Annotated in this window: 10 protein-coding genes and 5 tRNA genes; 7 read left to right on the top strand and 8 right to left on the bottom strand. The window is 69.7% G+C overall.

All coding sequences use genetic code 11. The features are described 5' to 3' along the window. Nucleotides 1-55: 55 nt before the first annotated feature. From afsR to ACZ4Z2_RS09730, 6 genes are all read right to left on the bottom strand, one after another. A complete protein-coding gene (gene afsR, locus ACZ4Z2_RS09755) occupies nt 56-3,034 on the bottom strand; it encodes an SARP-family global regulator AfsR (RefSeq protein WP_468074104.1) in 2,979 nt (992 codons plus the stop codon). A 1,314-nt stretch (nt 3,035-4,348) separates the two neighbouring features. Next, a tRNA-Lys gene (locus ACZ4Z2_RS09750) sits at nt 4,349-4,421 on the bottom strand. Between the two features lie 403 nt (nt 4,422-4,824). Further along, on the bottom strand, nt 4,825-6,399 hold the full coding sequence (locus tag ACZ4Z2_RS09745) for an amino acid permease (protein ID WP_468074102.1): 1,575 nt from the start codon (nt 6,397-6,399) through the stop codon (nt 4,825-4,827). A 244-nt stretch (nt 6,400-6,643) separates the two neighbouring features. Beyond that, a complete protein-coding gene (locus ACZ4Z2_RS09740; RefSeq protein WP_468074100.1) occupies nt 6,644-8,938 on the bottom strand; it encodes a DEAD/DEAH box helicase in 2,295 nt (764 codons plus the stop codon). Nucleotides 8,939-9,444: 506 nt separating this feature from the next. Then, nucleotides 9,445-9,993 carry a hypothetical protein gene (locus tag ACZ4Z2_RS09735; protein ID WP_468074098.1) on the bottom strand — a complete coding sequence of 183 codons (549 nt, stop codon included), beginning with the start codon at nt 9,991-9,993 and terminating at the stop codon, nt 9,445-9,447. A gap of 283 nt (nt 9,994-10,276) precedes the next feature. Continuing rightward, the gene (locus ACZ4Z2_RS09730; protein WP_468074096.1) at nt 10,277-10,627 is read right to left on the bottom strand and encodes a metallopeptidase family protein; all 351 of its coding nucleotides are present in this window, start codon (nt 10,625-10,627) and stop codon (nt 10,277-10,279) included. A 135-nt stretch (nt 10,628-10,762) separates the two neighbouring features. On the opposite strand from ACZ4Z2_RS09730, the gene ACZ4Z2_RS09725 reads away from it, so the two are divergent. From ACZ4Z2_RS09725 to ACZ4Z2_RS09695, 7 genes are all read left to right on the top strand, one after another. Further along, nucleotides 10,763-12,439: a metallophosphoesterase family protein gene (locus tag ACZ4Z2_RS09725; protein WP_468074094.1), complete on the top strand. Its 1,677-nt coding sequence runs from the start codon at nt 10,763-10,765 to the stop codon at nt 12,437-12,439. Between the two features lie 82 nt (nt 12,440-12,521). After that, nucleotides 12,522-12,594, top strand: a tRNA-Glu gene (locus ACZ4Z2_RS09720). A 36-nt stretch (nt 12,595-12,630) separates the two neighbouring features. Continuing rightward, a tRNA-Asp gene (locus ACZ4Z2_RS09715) sits at nt 12,631-12,705 on the top strand. A gap of 25 nt (nt 12,706-12,730) precedes the next feature. Continuing rightward, nucleotides 12,731-12,804 (top strand) — tRNA-Phe (locus ACZ4Z2_RS09710). A 194-nt stretch (nt 12,805-12,998) separates the two neighbouring features. After that, a complete protein-coding gene (gene hrpA, locus ACZ4Z2_RS09705) occupies nt 12,999-16,943 on the top strand; it encodes an ATP-dependent RNA helicase HrpA (RefSeq protein WP_468074092.1) in 3,945 nt (1,314 codons plus the stop codon). A 108-nt stretch (nt 16,944-17,051) separates the two neighbouring features. After that, a tRNA-Asp gene (locus tag ACZ4Z2_RS09700) sits at nt 17,052-17,126 on the top strand. A gap of 264 nt (nt 17,127-17,390) precedes the next feature. Continuing rightward, a complete protein-coding gene (locus tag ACZ4Z2_RS09695; RefSeq protein WP_468074090.1) occupies nt 17,391-17,612 on the top strand; it encodes a DUF6274 family protein in 222 nt (73 codons plus the stop codon). A gap of 578 nt (nt 17,613-18,190) precedes the next feature. On the opposite strand, the gene bldC is transcribed toward ACZ4Z2_RS09695, so the two are convergent. Together bldC and ACZ4Z2_RS09685 are read right to left on the bottom strand one after the other, a co-directional pair. Beyond that, the gene (bldC, locus tag ACZ4Z2_RS09690; RefSeq protein WP_003949541.1) at nt 18,191-18,397 is read right to left on the bottom strand and encodes a developmental transcriptional regulator BldC; all 207 of its coding nucleotides are present in this window, start codon (nt 18,395-18,397) and stop codon (nt 18,191-18,193) included. 632 nt (nt 18,398-19,029) lie between these two features. Further along, nucleotides 19,030-19,881 (bottom strand): DUF8083 family protein, encoded by an 852-nt coding sequence (locus ACZ4Z2_RS09685; protein WP_468074088.1) that lies wholly within the window; start codon nt 19,879-19,881, stop codon nt 19,030-19,032. Nucleotides 19,882-20,021: the final 140 nt, after the last annotated feature.

Genomic DNA, 20,021 nt, shown 5'->3' with positions numbered 1-20,021 from the left:
GGAGGCTTCGCACCGCGCCGCTGCGAAGCCTCACACGCGTATCCGCGGGGGATCGTCAGGCAGCACTGAACGTCCGACGGGCATTCCCGCTGAGCAGCATGCGAACCGACTCGGTTTCTGAGGCCCCCAATGCCTCGAAGACCTCAAGGGCTTCACGCCAGCAGACCTGCGCGCGACCAGGCTGACCGATACCGCTCAGGGCGCGGCCAAGGACGACGAGGACGTTGGCCCGGCGCCACTCCCCGCCGATGCCTCGCAGCACGGTCAGCGCCATCTCAGCGTTGGCCGCGGCCTGCGCCGAGCGCCGCGCGGCAAGGTCGACCTCGGCCAGGCGGAACAGACTCATGCCCTCCCACAGGCGCTGACGACTGTCGCGGAACACCCCCAGGGCCTCGTGGAGGCAGTCGGCCGCAGAGTCCAGCTCTCCGCTCTGAGTGAGGGCCAGGCCGAGTGCGTAACGGCCGTTGGCGCCGCGCAAGGAGTTGCCCATGGCGTCATAGATGTCGATGCCTTGCCGGGCCAGCGCGACGGCGCTCGTCGTCCGTCCGGTGGCAAGGTGAATCCGCGACAGGTTGCAGAGGGCGCCGGCTTCTCCGGGGCGGTCACGCAGGGCGCGGAAGTGTTCAATGGCCTGGGAGAGGTATGTTTCTCCGTCTCTGTGCCGGTTCTGGTAGAGCGCGATGATCCCCCTGCTGTTGAGCGCGTCACCGGTGGTCCAGGAGTCACCGGTTGATCCGGCGAGCCGTACCGCCGCGTGCGCTTCTAGCTCCGCCTCCCCGAAACGCCCTACGAAGGAGTGTAGTTGGGCAAGGATCGCTCGTGTCCGTGCCTCGGTCCGCGCGTCTCCGTGATCCACAGCAGCGTCCAGCAGGACCATGACTACGGACTCGTAGCGCAGGAAGGCACTGCCGGACTCGGCGAGGTCACGCACCGCGAGCAAGAGATCGACCCCCTTGCGCAACTCACCCAATGCGACAGCCTGACGGGCCGCCGACAGTAGTGGCGTTGCTTCGCTGAACAGCCAGTCCAGAGCCGCATCGCGATGGGTGAAGCGCAGCCCGCCGTCGGCGGTCGGCTCCAGCTGGTCGACCAATTGGTCGCCAGGCCGTTCCAGCGCATACACACCCACCGCGGTGGCCAAGTAGAAGTCGAGCAGACGCGACATCGCCGCGTCTCGCTCGCTCGGCGGCCACTCGTCTCTTTCCGCGCAGGAACGTGCGTAGAGGCGGACCAGGTCGTGGTACCGATACCGCCCAGGGGCTGCCGACTCCAGCAAGGACGTGTCGACGAGGGACTCCAACAAGTCCTCCGCCTCCTCCACTGGTAGGTCGAGGACTGCTGCAGCCGCCGCAAGCGAGATGTCCGGCCCGTCTGCCAGACCCAGCAACCGGAACGCTCGCGCCTGAGCCGGCTCCAACTGCCCGTACCCCAGCTCGAAGGTCGCCTTGACCGCCAAGTCCCCGGCCTGCAGCTCATCAAGGCGCCGACGTTCGTCCGCCAGCTTGGCCGCGAGGACCGAGACCGTCCATGTACGGCGAGAAGCCAGGCGCGACGCCGCAATGCGAATCGCCAGCGGCAGGAAGCCGCACGCCGCCACCACGTCCAGCGCCGCCTTCCGCTCCGAGGCCACCCGCTCCTCGCCCACGATCTTCGTAAACAGGGACAGCGCCTCCTCCGGCGACATGACGTCTAGGTCCACCAAATGGGCGCCCGCCAGGTCGACCATCCGCACCCGCGAAGTCACCAGAACCGCGCAGCCCTCCGTGCCGGGGAGTAGGGGACGTACTTGCGCCGCGTCCCGAGCGTTGTCCAACAGCACCAGCACCCGTCGCCCGTCCAGGACCGAGCGGTACAGAGCGGTCCGTTCCTCAAGGGAGTCTGGGATGGCCGAGTCGCCTTTCCCCAGGGCCCGCAAGAACGCCCCGAGCACTGTCTCCGGCTCCACCGCCCGCGCGCCGGCGCCCTGGAGGTCGACGTACAACTGCCCGTCCGGGAAGGACCCCCGCGTCTGGTGGGCGATGTGCACGGCCAGGGTCGTCTTGCCGACCCCACCGATTCCCGCCAACGCCGAGATCGCCAACACTCGGCCCTCTACCGAGGCCAGCACCTCCCCCAACTCAGCCACAAACGCGGCACGGCCGGTGAAGTCCTGAATACTGGGAGGGAGTTGGGCGGGGCGTACCGGCACTGCAGCCGGTTCTACCTTCGGGGCGGACGGTTCTGCCAGGCTCGGGTCGGCCTGGAGGATGCGTTGTTGCAGCTCGCGCAGGCTCGAGCGCGGGTCGACGCCGAGTTCGTCTGCCAGCAGGCGACGCGTGTCCGCGTACACCGCCAGCGCCTCCGCCTGCCGACCGCTGCGGTACAGCGCCAACATGAGCAACTCACGCAGCCGCTCCCGCAGCGGATGTGCAGCCGTCAGGGCCGTGAGTTCAGAAATGGCCTCCGCGTAGTGGCCCTGCTCCAGTTCCATGTCCAGTCGGGATTCGAGCAGTTGGAGTCGCCACTCCTCCAAGCGCACCCGGTATGTCTCGGCAAACGGGCCGGGCACCCCGGACAGCGGCTCTCCGTCCCACAGAACCAGCGCCTGGTTGAGCAGGTCGCGGGCGTGGCTCAGGTCACCAGCCGTCTTCGCCTTCTCCGCCTCGGTCGCACAGTCCTGCGCCACCGCCAGGTCCAAGGCCCCGTCACGCAGACCCCGGATCGCGTAGCCACCCGACTCGCTGACCAGCACCCCAGGGTCGAGGACCTTCCGCAGGCGGGAGGCGTACGTCCGGACAGCGGCCAGCGCCTGCGACGGGGGCTCTTCACCCCACAAAGCGCCGATCAGTTCGGCTGCAGTCGCCGTACGACCCTCGCGCAGGAGTAGAGCGGCCAACAGACCACGCTGTTGGGGGGATCCGGTGCTCAGCGGCTCATCGCCGCGCCAAGCCCGCACTGGCCCGAGTACGCTGAAGCGCAACGCTGCTGACTTGGCTACCGGCTCGTCCGGCGACTTGACGCGACGCCGCTCCGGTACCCGTGGTACGCCGTCCATCGCTGCCTCCCCTGCCGTCAGCGTATCAACTCGTTTAGCAGACGTATATGGATCGTTTATTGGCGCCTGCGAGCATCGACCAACCGCACTCTGTGACTTGCCCAGTCCGGGGCTGCGCTGAGCCGGGGTCCCCCGGGAGTGGCATCCCGGGCCCCCGGCCGCCCGACGGCTTCAGTCTGCCCCTTTTCTCAACTCTGGCTCATCTGAGGCTCTTTGAGCTACCGTCATCCCAATGCCGCCGTACCGCGGGTGGACTGGGCTCCTGCCAAGGGCCCTTGACGGTCTGTCTGTTGACGCGTGCCGCAGATCCGGACTGGGCAAAAGTCATAGGGAGAACGAGCGCTGTCATGCAATCAATCAGTCCACCTGTGCTTTTGGCCGGAGTCGTAGTGACTCTGGCCTATTTTGTATTGGTCGGTTACCTCGTCAGGTCGTTGAGGTCCAACAAGCGGCTGCCTGTAGTGATCGCGGCCCTGACGGGACTCGTGGGCGCACTTCCCGCGGTGCTCTACGCCCTGTACTCCGCACTCAACATCGTGGCATAGGCGCCTACCCCGGATTCAGATCCGGCCTGGGGAAGCGGTTGCTCAACCAAGCCGCTTCCCCAGGCGCTCAAGTCCTGCCCACAGACTCGCCTAGTCGTTGTGCCGTGTCCGGTGCATCGTCACGAGGACACTGATCAGACATGAACGGTCATCGGGCCGTTGCCAGCTGAACCACGGGCGGACGGGCAGGTTCCTGACGATCGCAAAACGACGTCGTTGGCGCCGTGAGCTCGACGCTTGTGTGCGCCGACTCCGCCACGGCATGGGCCACAAGTACGGCATCGGGGTGGAACACAGGCGCGGCCGGGCGAGGTGATGGGCCAGCTCCGTGGTAACACTGGCCACGAAGATCCACCTCGTCTGTGACACCAGGGCCGACCGCCAGCCGTCGCGGCCACTGCCGTGAGCATCGACGACTGCACCAGTTCGAGGCGGTGACGGCCCGCATCCCGGCTCCGCCGCGAACTCGTCGCGGCGAATGAGGACTGTTCGAGCGCGGAGATCCGTGCTTCCCGCGCCGACGAAGCATCGCCGCAGAGAGGCCCTACGACCTTGGCTCCCCTGACGGCTGCGAGTGATCAGCGGCACGTTGCTGCCTGACGGGCCGATCAATCAGCCGACTCACGACGTCAGCCTCACTCCCCTGCTCGAACACCCGCTCACGCATCGCTCACGCAGAACCCCGAAAACGCCACAGCGCCCGACCCGACCGAAGCCGACTCGGACGCTGCACCGCAGGTCAGAGGGGATATCCCCCACCCGCGAACCGTAGGCCCTGTGGGACTCGAACCCACAACCAATGGATTAAAAGTCCACTGCTCTGCCAATTGAGCTAAGGGCCCAGGCGATGTTGCCTACCCGAGCATAGCCGGACGAGGCCGGGACTCCGATCGGGTATCGGTGACCCGGCCGCGTCGGGGGGGCCGCAAAAAGGTTCGCCGCAGAACAGAACGGGCGGAAGATCGGCGGGAGCGGAGCGGAATGGCGCGTGCGGGCTCCGCGCGGACGCCCGAAGTCGCCGCCCGCGACGCCCCATACGCCTCTCACGAGCTCCCCCACTCGGCACCCCGCACGCCTCACGCGAGCCTCCCCCACCTCGACGCGGCGGTGCGCGAGGCCGGCTGATCGCCCTACCGCAGCGCCCCATACCCCGCACACCCGCCTAGCCCACCCAGCGTCCCGCCCGCCTCACCCCCATCCGCCCCCAGGGCTTCGCCTACCCCGCCCGGGCTCCGGACCCGCCCCCTACGGATCCACCGGCTCCGGTGCCCCCTCCCTCCCCTTCGCCCGCGCCACGTTCCGTTCGTGTTCCGGGTTGAGGAACCAGTGCCTGGCCGAGGCCGTCCACCAGATCGCGGCGAAACCGAGGACCACCAGCACGGCGACGGGGGCGTAGTTGAAGGTCTCCCAGGTGACGGGAGAGACCTGGGGGAGCATGAAGAGGACGGTGATGACGAAGACCCAGGTCACCGAGATCACGCCGATCGTCCGCGACCAGCGGCCCAGATGCCACGGCCCGCGCTCGAACGCGTCGCCCTTCCGGAGCCGCAGCAGTGTCGGGATGACGTAGGCGATGTAGAGGCCGATCACCGCGATGGACGTGACGGCCGCGTACGCCGTCACGTTGATCAGATACGGCAGGCCGAGGACGAGCGCGCCGCCCGCCGCCAGCCACACCGCCGCGACGGGCGTCCGGGTGCGCGGGCTGACCGTGTGCCAGACGTGCGAGAACGGCAGCGCCCCGTCGCGCGAGAAGGCATAGATCATGCGGCTGTTGGCCGTCACGGACGCCATGCCGCAGAAGAGCTGCGCGCCGATGATGACGAGGAGCAGCAGCTTTCCGGCCGTCGCCCCGAGCGCGTCCATGAGGATCTGGGCGGGCGGCACCCCCGTCGCCGACTTCAGCGCACCGTCGTACGACTGGATCGCGAAGGTGAAGCCGAGCAGCAGGACGAGCCCCGCCACCCAGGACGTCCAGATGGAGCGGACGATGCCCTTGGGGCCGGCCGTGGACGCGTCGTGCGTCTCCTCGGTCATGTGCGCGGAGGCGTCGTACCCGGTGAAGGTGTACTGCGCCATCAGCAGACCCAGGAGGACGACGTAGAACGCGCTGCCCCAGCCCGTGTTGTTGACGAACTCCGTGAAGACGAACGACGCCGAGCGGTGGTCGTCGGGGACGAGCGCCAGGGCGCCCACGATCACCACGACGCCCAGGACGTGCCACCACACGCTGATGCTGTTCAGCAGACCGACGATACGGACGCCGAAGGTGTTCAGCAGGCCGTGCAGCAGCAGGATCGCCGCGAACAGCAGGATCGTGCGGCCGGGGGTCACCTCGAAGCCGAACTCCAGGTTCAGGTACGCGGCCAGGAACGACGCCGCGCCGAAGTCGATGCCGGCGGTCACGGCGACCTGGCCGAGCACGTTGAACCAGCCCGTGAACCAGGCCCAGGCCGCCGCGGTCCGGGGCGGCGCCAGCCGGTGCGACCAGAAGTACAGGCCCGCGGAGGTCGGGTACGCCGAACAGATCTCGGCCATCGCGAGGCCGACGAACAGCGTCATCAGCCCGACCCCGACCCAGCCCCAGGTGATCACCGCCGGGCCGCCGGTGTTCATGCCGAACAGGTACAGGGTCATGCAGCCGGACAGGACGGAGATGATCGTGAAGGAGACCGCGTAGTTCGAGAACGCGGACATACGGCGTGCGAGGACCTGGGTGTAGCCCAGCTGGGCCAGCCGTTCCTCGTCCGACACCGCGACCGACACCGAGTCCGGAGCCGAGGCCCCGGGCGCCCCACGGGCAATGTCGTCATCTGTCATGCCCCCAGCAATTCCCTTGCCGGTGGCGTGACATGCGTCACAAGGTGGCTGGAAATCGGTCCAGCACCCACCGCCACCGCCGCCGCCCCGGGGCGCCCCACGTGAACCGCGCCGGTGCGCCAGACGTGAGCCGCGCCGATGCGTCACGCGAGAGACGCGCCAGTGCGTCACACACGAGAAACGCCGTGGCCCCCACCCGGAAGGTGGGGGCCACGGCGTTCACAGACCAGGCGCTCGGCTCGGATCAGCCGTTGCGCTTCCAGCGCGGCTTGTCCTCGCGGCGGCCGAAGGAGCCGGTGCCACGGTGGTCGTCACGGCGGCCGTACGGACGCTCGTGGCCGCCGGAGCGGAAGCCCGGGCGGTCGCCCTGGCGGTCCCGGTTGAACGGGCGGTCGCTGCCCCGGTGCCCACCGCGCTCGTCCCGGCGGTCGAAGGAGCGGCCACCACGGTCGAACCCACGGTCCCGGTTGTCGCGGTTGAAGCCGCCGCGGTCGTCCCGGCGCTCGAAGGAACGCCCACCACGGTCGTCACGCCGGTCGTCGCGACGGAAACCGCCACGGTCGTCCCGACGCTCACCCCGGTTGTCACGGTTGTCGCGGTTGAAGCCGCCGCGGTCGTCCCGGCGCTCGAAGGAACGCCCACCACGGTCGTCACGCCGGTCGTCACGGCGGAAGCCGCCACGGTCGTCCCGACGCTCACCCCGGTTGTCACGGTTGTCACGGTTGTCGCGGTTGAAGCCGCCACGGTCGTCCCGGCGCTCGAAGGAACGCCCACCACGGTCGTCCCGGCGGTCCTCACGGCGGAACCCGCCCCGGTTGTCACGGTCGTCCCGGCGGAATCCACCGCGGTCGTCGCGACGCTCGTACGACGAGGAACGCCCGTACGACGAACCCGCGCCCCCGGACCGCTCCTCACGCTCGAACCGCCCACCGCGCTCGGCCCGGTCGGTCCGCTCGAACCGCTCGGACTTCTCCGCCTTCTCCGCGCGCTCGACGCGCTCCACGTCCTGGGCGGCCGGCTGCTCCGGCACGGACACCTCGGACAGCACCGCGGCGTCGACGACGGCCGCGGCCGCCTCGACGACGGCGGCAGCGCCCTCGCCCGACTCCTCGGCGCGCGCCTGGGCGATCGCCGCCTTCGGGTCCTCGCCCCGCTCCCGCGCGGCGCGCGCGGTCAGCCGGTCGGCCTCCTCGCGCAGCTCGGCGGCGCGGCGCGTGGCCCGCTCCAACTGCTTGGTGAGGTGAGCGACCTCACGCTCGGCCTGCTGCGCGGCGTTGCCGGCGGACTCGGCCTGGACCTCGGTCATCGACCGGGCGCCGGTGATCTCGGCGACCTCCGGGTCGAAGGCGGCACCGCCCTGGATGATGTGGCGCGAGGCGTCGACGCCCGCGTCCTCCATCAGCCGGAAGATCTGCCGCCGCTGGTGCGGGAGCGACAGGGACACCACGGTGCCCGTGCGCCCGGCGCGCGCCGTACGGCCGGCGCGGTGCAGGTAGTCCTTGTGGTCGCCCGCCGGGTCCACGTTCAGCACCAGGTCGATGCCGTCGACGTGGATGCCGCGCGCCGCGACGTCCGTGGCCACGAGGACGTTGACGTACCCGTCCTTGAAGTCGGCGAGGGTGCGCGTCCGCGCGCCCTGCGTCATGCCGCCGTGCAGCGCGTCGGCCTTCACACCGGCGTCGCGGAGCTGCTCGGCAACGCGGTCGGCGCCCAGCTGGGTCCGGACGAAGATGATCGTGCGGCCCTTGCGGGAGGCGATCGCGGCGGTGACCGGCGCCTTGTCCTTGGGCTTCACGACGAGGATGTGGTGCGACATGGTCGTCACCGCGCCCTGCGCCGCGTCCACCTCGTGACTGACCGGGTTGGTGAGGTACCGGTCGACGAGGGTCTTGATCTCGTTCTCCATGGTCGCGGAGAAGAGCATCCGCTGACCGCCGGCCGGGACCTGGTCGAGCAGCTCGGTGACCTCGGGCAGGAAGCCCAGGTCGGACATCTGGTCGGCCTCGTCGAGGACGGCGATCCGCACGTCCTCCAGGGAGCAGGCGCCGCGGTTGATGATGTCGCGGAGACGGCCCGGGGTGGCGACGAGGATGTCGACGCCGCGCTCCAGGGCGTAGATCTGGTTGCCCATGGACGTACCGCCGCAGACGACCTTCATCTTCAGGCCGAGGACGTCGCCGTAGGGCTGGAGTGCGTCGGCGACCTGCATGGCCAGCTCACGGGTCGGCGTGAGGATGACGGCGCGCGGCTTGTGCTTCTGGGTGTGCCCGCCGGCCAGCGTGGCCAGCGTCGGCAGACCGAAGGAGAGGGTCTTGCCGGAGCCGGTGCGGCCACGGCCGAGGATGTCCTTGCCGACCAGGGCGTCCGGGATGGTCGCGGCCTGGATCGGGAAGGGGGTGGTCACGCCGTTCTGGGCGAGCTTGCGCACGACGCCCTCGGGGAGACCCAGGTCCGCGAAGGTGACCGTGGGGGTCTCCTCGACGACCTCGTTCTCGCCGTTCTCGGGCACGACGACGTGATCAGTACTGGAAATGGACATGCGTATGCGAAACCTTCCGGAGTCTCATCGGCACGCGCCCGTCAACTCCGTGATTCGCACACGACCGCCTCGATGCGGTCCGCCACGGCAAGGGAGAGTACGCGCCACACGGCGCGCTTCTGCATTGGCGCCGGGCAAATGGGATCAAACGATCTACCACCATACGCACCCTCCACCCCTAAAGGCAAACCGAGCCGATACCCGCAGGTCAGAAGGCGAGCAGTGGAGCGGAGCTGGGAAAGCCAGACCCTTCGCGGGGCCGACCAAGGAACGGTCCACCGGGCCACAGCACCCCCGAAGGGCCCGGGGAGCAGCCCCTCGACCGCCCCGGGGCAGCCTGCGAGGGCCCGGCGCCAGAGGCCCGAACGGGCCCCTGAACGACGTCGCGTGGCGCAGGCCACTGGTGACGTCCCCCACTCCGCACCAAGGCACGCCAGGCCGCGCCCCTCACAGCACCCCACCCCACCCCACCGCCGTCCGCTCCCGCGCGCGCCCGCACCCCCGGCTCACGCCGCATCCCCGGCCTCCGGTGCCGGCTCGCGCTCCATCAGTTGCGCTCCCTGATCGTGCGCGGACGACGACGGCTCGGCCGAAGGCTCCGGTGCCGGTGACTCCGGTGGATTCGACGGCTCGGGCGGCTCCGGCGCGGCCGTGGAGGGCGCGGCCGTCGGCTCCCCCTTCGTCGGCTCCGGCGCGGGCGGCCGCTCGCCGCCCCCGTCGCCCTTCCCGCCCTTCCCGCCCTTCCCGCCCTTCGGCGGCTTCGCCTTCTTGGGCGGCTTGGCACCCTCGGACGCCGCCGCCGACGCGGAGGCCGAAGGGGACCCGGAAGGGTGGGGCGAGCCCGAGGGGTGCGGCTTGCCGCGCCCAACCTGGTACCCCGTACCGCCGCCGCCCGTCACGGCGGCACCCCCGTCCGGCCGCTCACCGCCCCGCTGTCCGGCGGAGGGGGAGGGGCCTGGGTTCCGCCCGTCGTCCCCCACGCTCATGCAGCCGGCGGCCGCGGCGACGGCCATGACCGTGGCGGCCAGACGAACGGGTACGTACAAGGCGCGCACGGCGGCCACCTCCGTGGGGGGCGGAAAGAGGAGTCCCCCTGCTCAACTCCCGCCGCCCGCAAGAAGACACGCGCGGGGCCCACCCGCCGCGTCACCGCCACCCCACGCCGCGGCCCCCGCCCAGAAGCCCCCGAGACCCGCGGTTCGGATCATGCCCGCCCCGCGGGCACGGGGGCGCCCGGCGTCGATCCCTCAGCCCGGGGCATCCGGCGTCCGGCATCCGGCATCCAGCGTCCGTCCTCGGCAGCGATCACCCAGCCGGCGTCACCGCTGCCGACGGACCTCAGCCGTACCCCAGGGCGTGCAGCCGGGCGTCGTCGATACCGAAGTGGTGGGCGATCTCGTGCACCACGGTCACCTCGGTCTCCGCGACGACGTCCTCCCGCGTCTCGCACATCCGTAGCGTCGGCCCCCGGTAGATCGTGATCCGGTCCGGCAGCACCCCCGCGTACCACTCCCCGCGATCCGTGAGCGGGGTCCCCTCGTACAGCCCGAGCAGCCCAGGGTCGTCGGCGGGCGGCTCGTCCTCGACGAACACCGCCACGTTGTCCATCAGCCGCGTCAGCTCCGGCGGGATCCGGTCCAACGCCTCGGCGACCAGCTCCTCGAACTCCTCGCGCGTCATCTCCAGCACAGGCCCATTGTCGGGCACGACCCGCGCGTACGAGAGATACGGGTCACACGACGGCCACGAGGGGCGCGGCACCGGAACGGGGCCCGGTCCCCAATCCCCCGCATATCCCCCCACCTCCCTGGGCATACGGCCCCAATGGTCCGCGTCCCCGCCGCAACAGCCACCACCGTGACCACCTTCCGTACGACCCTTCGCCGCCTCCGCCGGGCGCTGCCGCGGTCCACCCGTGCCGCCGCCCGCCGGAGCCGCTCGCGCGGCCCGCACCCGGCCGTCGACTCGGCGCGGCGCCCCCGCCCGTGGGCCCGCGCGCTCGGCCTGGTCACCGTCGTCGTGGTCGGCGCCTGGCTGGGCCTGCTGGTCGTGGGCAACGTACGGACGCCCGTCGGGCCGATGAACACCACGATGACGCTGCGCCCCTCGCTCACCGGCGGCACGAAGATCAACGTCTCCCCGCTGGGCGCGCTGGAGCTGAGCAGCCACCACGCCCCCGTACGCCTCGACGTCAACGTCGACCAGCTGGACCCGGACCGCGCGCAGGCCCTGGTCGACCACCCCGAGCGGATCTCGGGCCTCCAGGACGAGATCGCGTCGGACGTGCGGCGCGGCACGCTGGGCCTGGCCCTGCGGTCGAGCGTCGCCGTCGTCACCGGGGCGACCGCGCTGGGGCTCGCCGTGTACCGCCGCCCCCGCCGCGCCCTCGCCGCCGGCGGCCTGGCCCTCGGTCTGCTCGCCGCCTCCGGGGGCACCGCCGCCGCCACCTGGAACCCGAACTCGGTCCTGGAGCCCAAGTTCTCGGGGCTGCTCTCCTCCGCGCCCTCCCTGGTCGGCAACGCGCGCAGCATCGTCACGGAGTTCGACGTCTACCAGAAGGAACTGGCCCGCCTGGTGACGAACGTGACCAAGCTGTACGACGTCACGTCCACCCTCCCCACGTACCAGCCGGACCCGACCACCATCCGCGTCCTGCACGTGTCCGACATCCACCTCAACCCCGCGAGCTGGAAGATCATCGCCTCCCTGGTGGAGCAGTACGAGATCAACGTCATCGTCGACTCGGGCGACACCATGGACCACGGCACCGCCGCCGAGAACGCCTTCCTGGACCCGATCGCCGACCTCGGGGCGCCGTATGTCTGGGTGCGCGGCAACCACGACTCCCGGGAGACCCAGCGCTATCTGGAAGGCGTCGAGAACACCCACGTCCTCGACGAGGGGAAGGCGGTGAACGTGGGCGGACTGCGCTTCGCGGGCATCGGCGACCCGCAGTTCACCCCGGACCGCTCCACGGACAAGGCGGGGCTGCCCTCGGAGGAGGCGGCCGGACAGCGGCTGGCGCGGGCGCTGCGCGCCCAGAAGGCGGCCGGCACCCCCGTGGACATCGCGATCGCCCACAACCCGGACGCGGCCCGCGAGACGGACGGGGAAGTCCCGCTCGTGCTCGCCGGGCACCTGCACCACCCGGAGATGGAGATCCTGGACGAGGGCACCCGCCTCCGCATCGAGGGCTCGACGGGCGGCAGCGGGCTGCGTGCCCTGGAGGGCGACTACCCGGATCCGATCGAGACCTCGGTCCTGTACCTGGACCGCGACACCCACCGCCTCCAGGCCTGGGACGAGATCAAACTCGGGGGTCTGGGGCTGACGACAGCCGAGGTCAGCCGCCATCTGCCGAAGGAGAACCAGCCGGGCGCGACCCAGTCCCCGTCCCCCTCCGGAAGCCCCTCCCCCGAGGACCCGTCCGGCACCCCCTCAGGCACGCCGCCGAGCACGTCACCCGGCGGGACGGCCACCCGTTCCCCGGGCCGCCCGTAAACCGTTTTGGCGATACCTCCCGCCATCCCATATGCTTCTCACGTCCCCGACGCGCTGATGAAGCGCCCACGGCGGGCCGATAGCCCTCATCGTCTAGCGGCCTAGGACGCCGCCCTTTCAAGGCGGTAGCACGGGTTCGAATCCCGTTGGGGGCACGCAAGAACGTGTGCGACACTGTCGTACGCAACCTTGGTCCTGTGGAGCAGTTTGGAGTGCTCGCCACCCTGTCAAGGTGGAGGCCGCGGGTTCAAATCCCGTCAGGACCGCTCGGTGTTTCACGTGAAACACCGTGGCTGGGTAGCTCAGTTGGTACGAGCGTCCGCCTGAAAAGCGGAAGGTCGCCGGTTCGACCCCGGCCCCAGCCACAACCGCCCTGACCAGGGCCTGAGCCCCTCTCCGGTATCAGCGGAGAGGGGCTCTTCCGTGTCGCTCACGCCGACCGGCACGCCAACGATCCGTCGGAGTGGGTCCCCCCGCTCGCGGCCGAAGGGCCCGCCGCGGGCCGCGGACGCAAAAGCGTTCGCCCGTCGTTTCGTCGAGGTGAGATCCTGGACGGCGTATGTCTACGCCACCTGCCCCCGCCCTCGGCGCCCTCGCCACCCGCCTGGCCGAGCTGTCCCTGCGCGACGCGCACCGGCTCGGGCGCAGGCTCGAAGGCGCGCGCAAGATCCGTAAACCCGAGGCCCAGGCCGCCGTCCTCGCCGAGATCGAGGCCGAGGTCGCCAAGGGCGAGGCCCGCATGGCCGAGCGCGCGGCCCGCGTGCCGGCCGTCTCGTACCCCGAACAGCTGCCCGTCAGCCAGAAGAAGGACGAGATCGCGGCCGCCATCCGCGACCACCAGGTGGTCATCGTGGCCGGTGAGACCGGCTCCGGCAAGACCACCCAGATCCCGAAGATCTGCATGGAGCTGGGGCGTGGCGTCCGCGGCATGATCGGGCACACCCAGCCCCGCCGGATCGCCGCCCGCACGGTCGCCGAACGCGTCGCGGAGGAGCTGGACACCCCGCTGGGGGAGGCCGTCGGCTGGAAGGTCCGCTTCACCGACCAGGTCAACCAGGACTCGACCTTCGTCAAGCTGATGACGGACGGCATCCTGCTCGCCGAGATCCAGACGGACCGCGAGCTGCGCGCCTACGACACCATCATCATCGACGAGGCCCACGAGCGGTCCCTCAACATCGACTTCCTGCTGGGCTATCTCGCCCAGCTGCTGCCCAAGCGCCCGGACCTCAAGGTCGTCATCACCTCCGCGACCATCGACCCCGAGCGCTTCTCCCGCCACTTCGGCGACGCCCCGATCGTCGAGGTCAGCGGCCGTACGTACCCGGTCGAGGTGCGCTACCGCCCGCTCCTCGAAGAGGACTCCGAGGACGCCGACCGCGACCAGATCACCGCGATCACGGACGCCGTCGAGGAACTGATGGCGGAGGGCAAGGGCGACATCCTCGTCTTCCTCTCCGGTGAGCGTGAGATCCGCGACACGGCGGACGCGCTGATCAAGAAGCAGTACCGCTTCACCGAGGTGCTCCCCCTCTACGCGCGCCTCTCGCACGCCGAGCAGCACCGCGTCTTCCAGCCGCACACCGGCCGCAGGATCGTTCTGGCCACCAATGTCGCCGAGACCTCGCTGACCGTCCCCGGCATCAAGTACGTCATCGACCCGGGCTTCGCCCGCATCAGCCGCTACAGCCACCGCACCAAGGTGCAGCGGCTGCCGATCGAGCCGATCTCCCAGGCCAGCGCCAACCAGCGCAAGGGCCGCTGCGGCCGTACGTCCGACGGCATCTGCATCCGCCTGTACACCGAGGACGACTTCAACGCCCGCCCGGAGTTCACGGACGCCGAGATCCTGCGGACGAACCTCGCCTCCGTCATCCTCCAGATGACCGCGGCCGGCCTCGGCGACATCGAGAAGTTCCCCTTCATCGACCCGCCGGACCACCGCAACATCCGGGACGGCGTCCAGCTCCTCCAGGAGCTCGGCGCGCTCGACCCGACGCAGAAGGACGTCCGCAAACGGCTGACCCCGATGGGCCGCAAGCTCTCCCAGCTGCCCGTGGACCCGCGGTTGGCCCGGATGGTCGTCGAGGCCGACAAGAACGGCTGCGCCCGCGAGGTCATGGTCATCGCCGCCGCGCTGTCCATCCAGGACCCGCGCGAACGCCCCGCCGACAAGCAGACCCAGGCCGACCAGCAGCACGCCCGCTTCAAGGACGAGTCCTCCGACTTCCTCGCCTTCCTCAACCTCTGGCGCTACGTCCGCGAACAGCAGAAGGAACGCGGCTCGTCGGCCTTCCGCCGGATGTGCAAGCAGGAGTACCTCAACTTCCTGCGCATCCGCGAGTGGCAGGACATCTACAGCCAGCTCCGCACCGTCGCCAAGCAGATGGGCATCCACCTCAACGAGGAGGACGCCCCCGAACAGCGGGTCCACATCTCGCTCCTGGCCGGCCTGCTGTCCCACATCGGCATGAAGGACATCAAGGACGGCGCGAAGAACGAGTACCTGGGCGCCCGCGGCGCCAAGTTCGCGATCTTCCCCGGCTCGGCCCTCTTCAAGAAGCCCCCGCGCTTCGTGATGTCCGCCGAGCTGGTGGAGACCTCCCGTCTCTGGGCCCGCGTCAACGCGAAGATCGAACCCGAGTGGGTCGAGCCGCTCGCCGAACACCTCCTGAAGCGCACCTACAGCGAGCCGCACTGGGAGAAGGACCAGGCCGCCGTGATGGCGTACGAGAAGGTCACGCTGTACGGCGTACCGATCGTCGCCCAGCGGAAGGTGAACTACGGCCGCATCGACCCCGAGGCCAGCCGCGAGCTCTTCATCCGCAACGCGCTCGTCGAGGGCGACTGGCGTACGCACCACAAGTTCTTCGCCGACAACCGCAAGCTCCTCAGCGAGGTCGAGGAGCTTGAGCACCGGGCCCGGCGCCGGGACATCGTGGTCGACGACGACACCCTCTTCGACTTCTACGACCAGCGGGTCCCCGAACACGTGGTGTCGGGCGCCCACTTCGACTCCTGGTGGAAGCACAAGCGCCACGAGCAGCCCGACTTCCTGGACTTCGAGCGCGAGATGCTCATCCGGGAGTCGGCGGAGGCGGTCACCAAGGCGGACTACCCGGACTCCTGGCGCCAGGGACAGCTCAAGTTCCGCGTCACCTACCAGTTCGAGCCGGGCGCGGACGCGGACGGCGTCACCGTCCACATCCCCCTCCAGGTCCTCAACCAGGTCACCGACGAGGGCTTCGACTGGCAGATCCCGGGCCTGCGCGAGGACGTGGTGACGGAACTGATCCGCTCCCTGCCCAAGCCCATCCGCCGCAACTACGTCCCGGCCCCCAACTACGCCAAGCGCTTCCTGGACCAGGCCGTGCCCCTCCAGGAGCCGCTGACCGTCACCCTCGCCCGCGAACTCAAGCGCATGGTGGGCGTACCAGTGACGGCCGACGACTTCGACTGGTCCCGCGTCCCCGACCACCTGAAGATCACCTTCCGTATCGTCGACGAGCGGCGCCGGAAGCTGGCCGAGGACAAGGACCTGGAGTCCCTGCGGCTCCGGCTGAAGCCGAAGGCCCGCAAGGCGCTCTCTCAGGCCGCCGCGGCGACCGCGGAACGCCAGGGCGGAGAGTCCCTGGAGCGCAGGGGCCTGACGGACTGGACGATCGGCTCCCTCACCCGCGTCTTCGAGACCCGCCGCGCAGGCCAGCCCGTGAAGGCGTACCCGGCGCTCGTCGACGACGGCGACACCGTCTCCGTACGCCTCTTCGACACGGAGGCGGAACAGTCGGAAGCAATGTGGAAGGGCACCCGCAGGCTCATCCTGCGAAACATTCCGGTCAACCCTGCGAAGTTCGCGAGCGAAAAGCTGACCAACGCGCAGAAGCTGGCCCTCTCGGCGAACCCGCACGGTTCGATCCAGGCCCTGTTCGACGACTGCGCGATGGCCGCCGCCGACCGTCTCATCGCCGACTTCGGCGGGCCGGCCTGGGACGAGGAGTCGTACCGCAAGCTCTTCGACAAGGTCCGCGCGGAGATCGTGGACACCACCGTCCGCACGGTCGGCCAGGTCCAGCAGGTCCTCGCCGCCTGGCAGGCCTGTGAGCGCCGCCTGAAGGCCACGAGGAGCCCCGCCCTCCTGCCCAACCTCGCGGACGTGCGCGGGCAGCTGGACGCCCTCGTGAAGCCGGGGTTCGTCACGGAGACGGGGCTGCGCCGCCTCCCGGATCTGATGCGGTATCTGGTGGCCGCGGACCGCCGGCTCCAGCAGATGCCGACGGGCGTCCAGCGGGACACCTCCCGCATGGAGAAGGTCCACGAGATGCAGGACGAGTACGCCTGGCTGTTGGAACAGCTCCCCCAGGGGCGGCCCGTGCCGTCCTCGGTCCTGGACATCCGCTGGATGATCGAGGAACTCCGCGTCAGCTACTTCGCGCATGCGCTGGGGACGGCGTATCCCGTCTCCGACAAGCGCATCGTGAAAGCGATCGACGCGGTGGCGCCCTAGCCGTCATACTGTGACGAGCACTGCACGTTGGGTGAGTTCGACCCGGGGGCCCCCCTCCTGTACAGTCTCTTCTCGCAGGCCAGCGCACAAACGCTGACTGCGAAACCTGGTCCTGTGGAGCAGTTTGGAGTGCTCGCCACCCTGTCAAGGTGGAGGCCGCGGGTTCAAATCCCGTCAGGACCGCATCAATTCAGAAAAGACCCGCATCCGTTCAGGATGCGGGTCTTTTTGCTGCGCCGAAACAGGGGCGGCCTGGGGTTCGTTAGGCCCGAGCCTTCAGGGCCCGGGGAACTGCGCGAACGGCCACGCCGGACCCGCGGCCGCCAACGGACCCGCACCCCCACCCCCACCAGGCACCCCGCGCCCCAAGCGGACGCGCCGGGGCTTGACGGAGTCACATTCCATCGGTACCTCGGAAACAGGGCCCCACGACCCCGGAGGTGGCGTATGGCGGCGTCCGCTCGGCACGAGACCCGCGCTCTGCTCCGCGCCCATCTGTCGGCCGCCTCCTCCTACCGGCACTTCACCCGCCACTGCCCGATCTGCCACCGGCTGCTGCGGCTGGCGACGGACAGCGTCACGACGGGCATCCTGACGACGGACGCCCCCACGGCCGCCGAGGACCGCGCCGAGGACCCCACGGAGGACGAGAGTCCCTCCAAGGCGTGAACGATGGCGTGAGTCCCGCCGAGCGGGGAACACACTCCGCAGCACGACGGGTCTGGCCCAACTCCCGCTCCCTTTACCGCACATGACTCACGAGTAACAAGCGTCCTGGCGCGTGACGGGTGTCACTGTATAAGTTTTCGGAACGTGGGTTCTTACAGGTCTCCTACAACTGGTCAATTTAATATGTGCAATTGCACCAGTCTCCGGAGGCCCGCACAGGAGATCCGACAGCCCTCCCCAGAGTCCGACAGGCCCGCGCACAGACGGCCAGGCCCGCGCACACGGCGGCGCGCCGGACAGGCAAAAGACCGGACCCGAGGGCCCGGTCGTCCGTCCGAGCGCACAAAAAAGATCGCGCTGGACCCGGCGGAGTCCAGCGCGATCTGACGACGCACCCTTGTTGCTTGCCTGGCGAAACCCAGAACAGTTGGAAGCTCTGGAAAAGCTCTGTGTGGCTCGGGCGTGGGACCTGTTGGGGCAGAACCCGCGTCGCTTGGCGCTGTGTGAGCGGTTGAGCTGCGCTTTCAGGCGCCTCGGCCGATTGGGGGACCAGCCGAAATGCCCTGTTCTGCGGTGGTTCAGGCCTCGCTGCGCTGCTGCGGAATGCCCGCGAGCAGTGCGCGGACCTCAGCCTCGCGGTAACGGCGGTGTCCGCCGAGCGTGCGGATGGACGTGAGCTTGCCGGCCTTCGCCCACCGCGTGACCGTCTTGGGGTCGACGCGGAACATGGTGGCGACCTCAGCCGGGGTCAGCAGCGGCTCGGCATCAGGGGTGCGAGCGGTCATGAGCGGCCTCCTCGGGAGAACCGAACCTTCTCGGTTCTTTCCTCTAAATTCTGCACCTTGACCCGCGTTGCCCGAAATGGCGGACGCGAGTCGAGTCGGTTATAGGACGAACGGCTTGTCCTCGGCACTACAACTACACCATCTGTCCAGCCGCGTCGGCCAAACCGATGGAATTGCCCTCCCAGGTGTTCATCAGCGACGGATGCCGATGGACCATGCCATAGCGGACAGTCACGCCACTGTGACGATCAGTCACAGTGGCGCGCAGGAGTCACGAGACCCCCCAATAGCGTGCAATGCTGAGATTCCACCCAAAGGCGGGCAGAGGGAGCCTCCCCCGGACTCCTTGTCCTATTTTGGCATGAGGAGGTGCGTAAGAGGCAAGGCCCGCGTAAGTGCAATCCGTCACGCTTGACGACTGCTTGATACAAAAGCCCGGATCGGGGACCTACGTCCCATGATGCCGCCCGAACGGAACTTCGGTACGTCAAGCCTGGGCCAAGGGTGGACAGTTCACCATGCTTCGGCCTCTGTGGAAAGCCTTTTCCCGTCCGCCCCACAAGTCACATGTACGGCTGGGGTGTTGAGCTGGTTCAACCGGTTCTGCCCGGTACGGCTCGCCGACCGGCCGTTCAGTTCGCCGAGCGCCGGTCCCGTACCGCCCGCCACCGCTCGACCAGCCGCCCGTACGCCTCGCCTGCGCCCAGGCCGTCCCCGTTGCGCAGGGCCTCGATGCCCTCGGCGACATCCGCCGCGGAGTGGTCGCCGTCCAGCTCCTCCGCCGGGAGGACGTGCACGAGGCCGCCGTAGTCCAGCTCCACGAGCGAGCGCGGGTGGAACTCCTCCAGCCAGCGGCCCACGTCGACCAGCCCGTCGATCAGCGGCCCCTCGTCGAGGGCCTCCCGCAGCGCCCTGAGTCCCCGCGCCACCCGCCGCCGGGCCTGCACCATGGGCGTGCGATAGCGAAGCACGGGTGAGATCTCGGCCGAACCCTTCTCGCCCTTCTCAAAGGTCCGCTCCTCGTCCGCCACGAGGACGAACCAGTTCAGCGGCACATGCCAGGTCGAGGTCCGGATCCACGGACGGGCGTCCGGATTGCGGGCCATCCAGCGCTCGTAGTCCTGGCTGGCCTGCCGGCGCACCAGCGGCGGCAGCACCGCGTCCAGCAGCGGCGCGGGCAGCTCCTCGGCGAGATCACCCAGCGCCTGCCAGCCGCGCAGCCGGGTGCGCCAGGGGCAGACGCAGACCACCCCGTCCACCTCCAGCACGAAGGCGTCGCTGCTCTCGTGCACCGGCACCGGGACCGGCGGGGTCGGCAACAGATCGGCCAGCGACCGGCGCAGCTCGTCCTGGTAGGAGGGACGGTCGGCGCGCCGGGCGTACCGGCTCCAGTGGGTGCGCTCGGGCTCCGGGAAGGCGGCCAGCGGCTCGTAGACGCGAAGGTAGGACGCGTACGGGACGATCACCGAGGACACCTTGGGCACGCCTGCTCCCTCCCCCGCGGACCACCGGGGAAACCTGCGGAACCCGCCCATCGGCGGGCCGGAAAACTGTGCGGATCACACCACTGCCGTACTCCAGGAGGGGGTGATCCTGAAGCTCCGCCGCTCCAGAGCGGCTATGA

The organism is Streptomyces sp. NPDC030183 (assembly GCF_055573455.1).
This window is presented reverse-complemented; position numbering and strand designations above follow the sequence as displayed.

What these genes read in the sequence shown, in the direction of transcription:
- ACZ4Z2_RS09725 (WP_468074094.1), top strand. Translation starts at nt 10,763, where the DNA reads ATGGTCCGCGTCCCCGCCGCAACAGCCACCACCGTGACCACCTTCCGT.
- hrpA (WP_468074092.1), top strand. Translation starts at nt 12,999, where the DNA reads ATGTCTACGCCACCTGCCCCCGCCCTCGGCGCCCTCGCCACCCGCCTG.
- ACZ4Z2_RS09740 (WP_468074100.1), bottom strand. Translation starts at nt 8,938, where the DNA reads ATGTCCATTTCCAGTACTGATCACGTCGTCGTGCCCGAGAACGGCGAG.
- afsR (WP_468074104.1), bottom strand. Translation starts at nt 3,034, where the DNA reads ATGGACGGCGTACCACGGGTACCGGAGCGGCGTCGCGTCAAGTCGCCG.
- bldC (WP_003949541.1), bottom strand. Translation starts at nt 18,397, where the DNA reads ATGACCGCTCGCACCCCTGATGCCGAGCCGCTGCTGACCCCGGCTGAG.
- ACZ4Z2_RS09745 (WP_468074102.1), bottom strand. Translation starts at nt 6,399, where the DNA reads ATGACAGATGACGACATTGCCCGTGGGGCGCCCGGGGCCTCGGCTCCG.
- ACZ4Z2_RS09695 (WP_468074090.1), top strand. Translation starts at nt 17,391, where the DNA reads ATGGCGGCGTCCGCTCGGCACGAGACCCGCGCTCTGCTCCGCGCCCAT.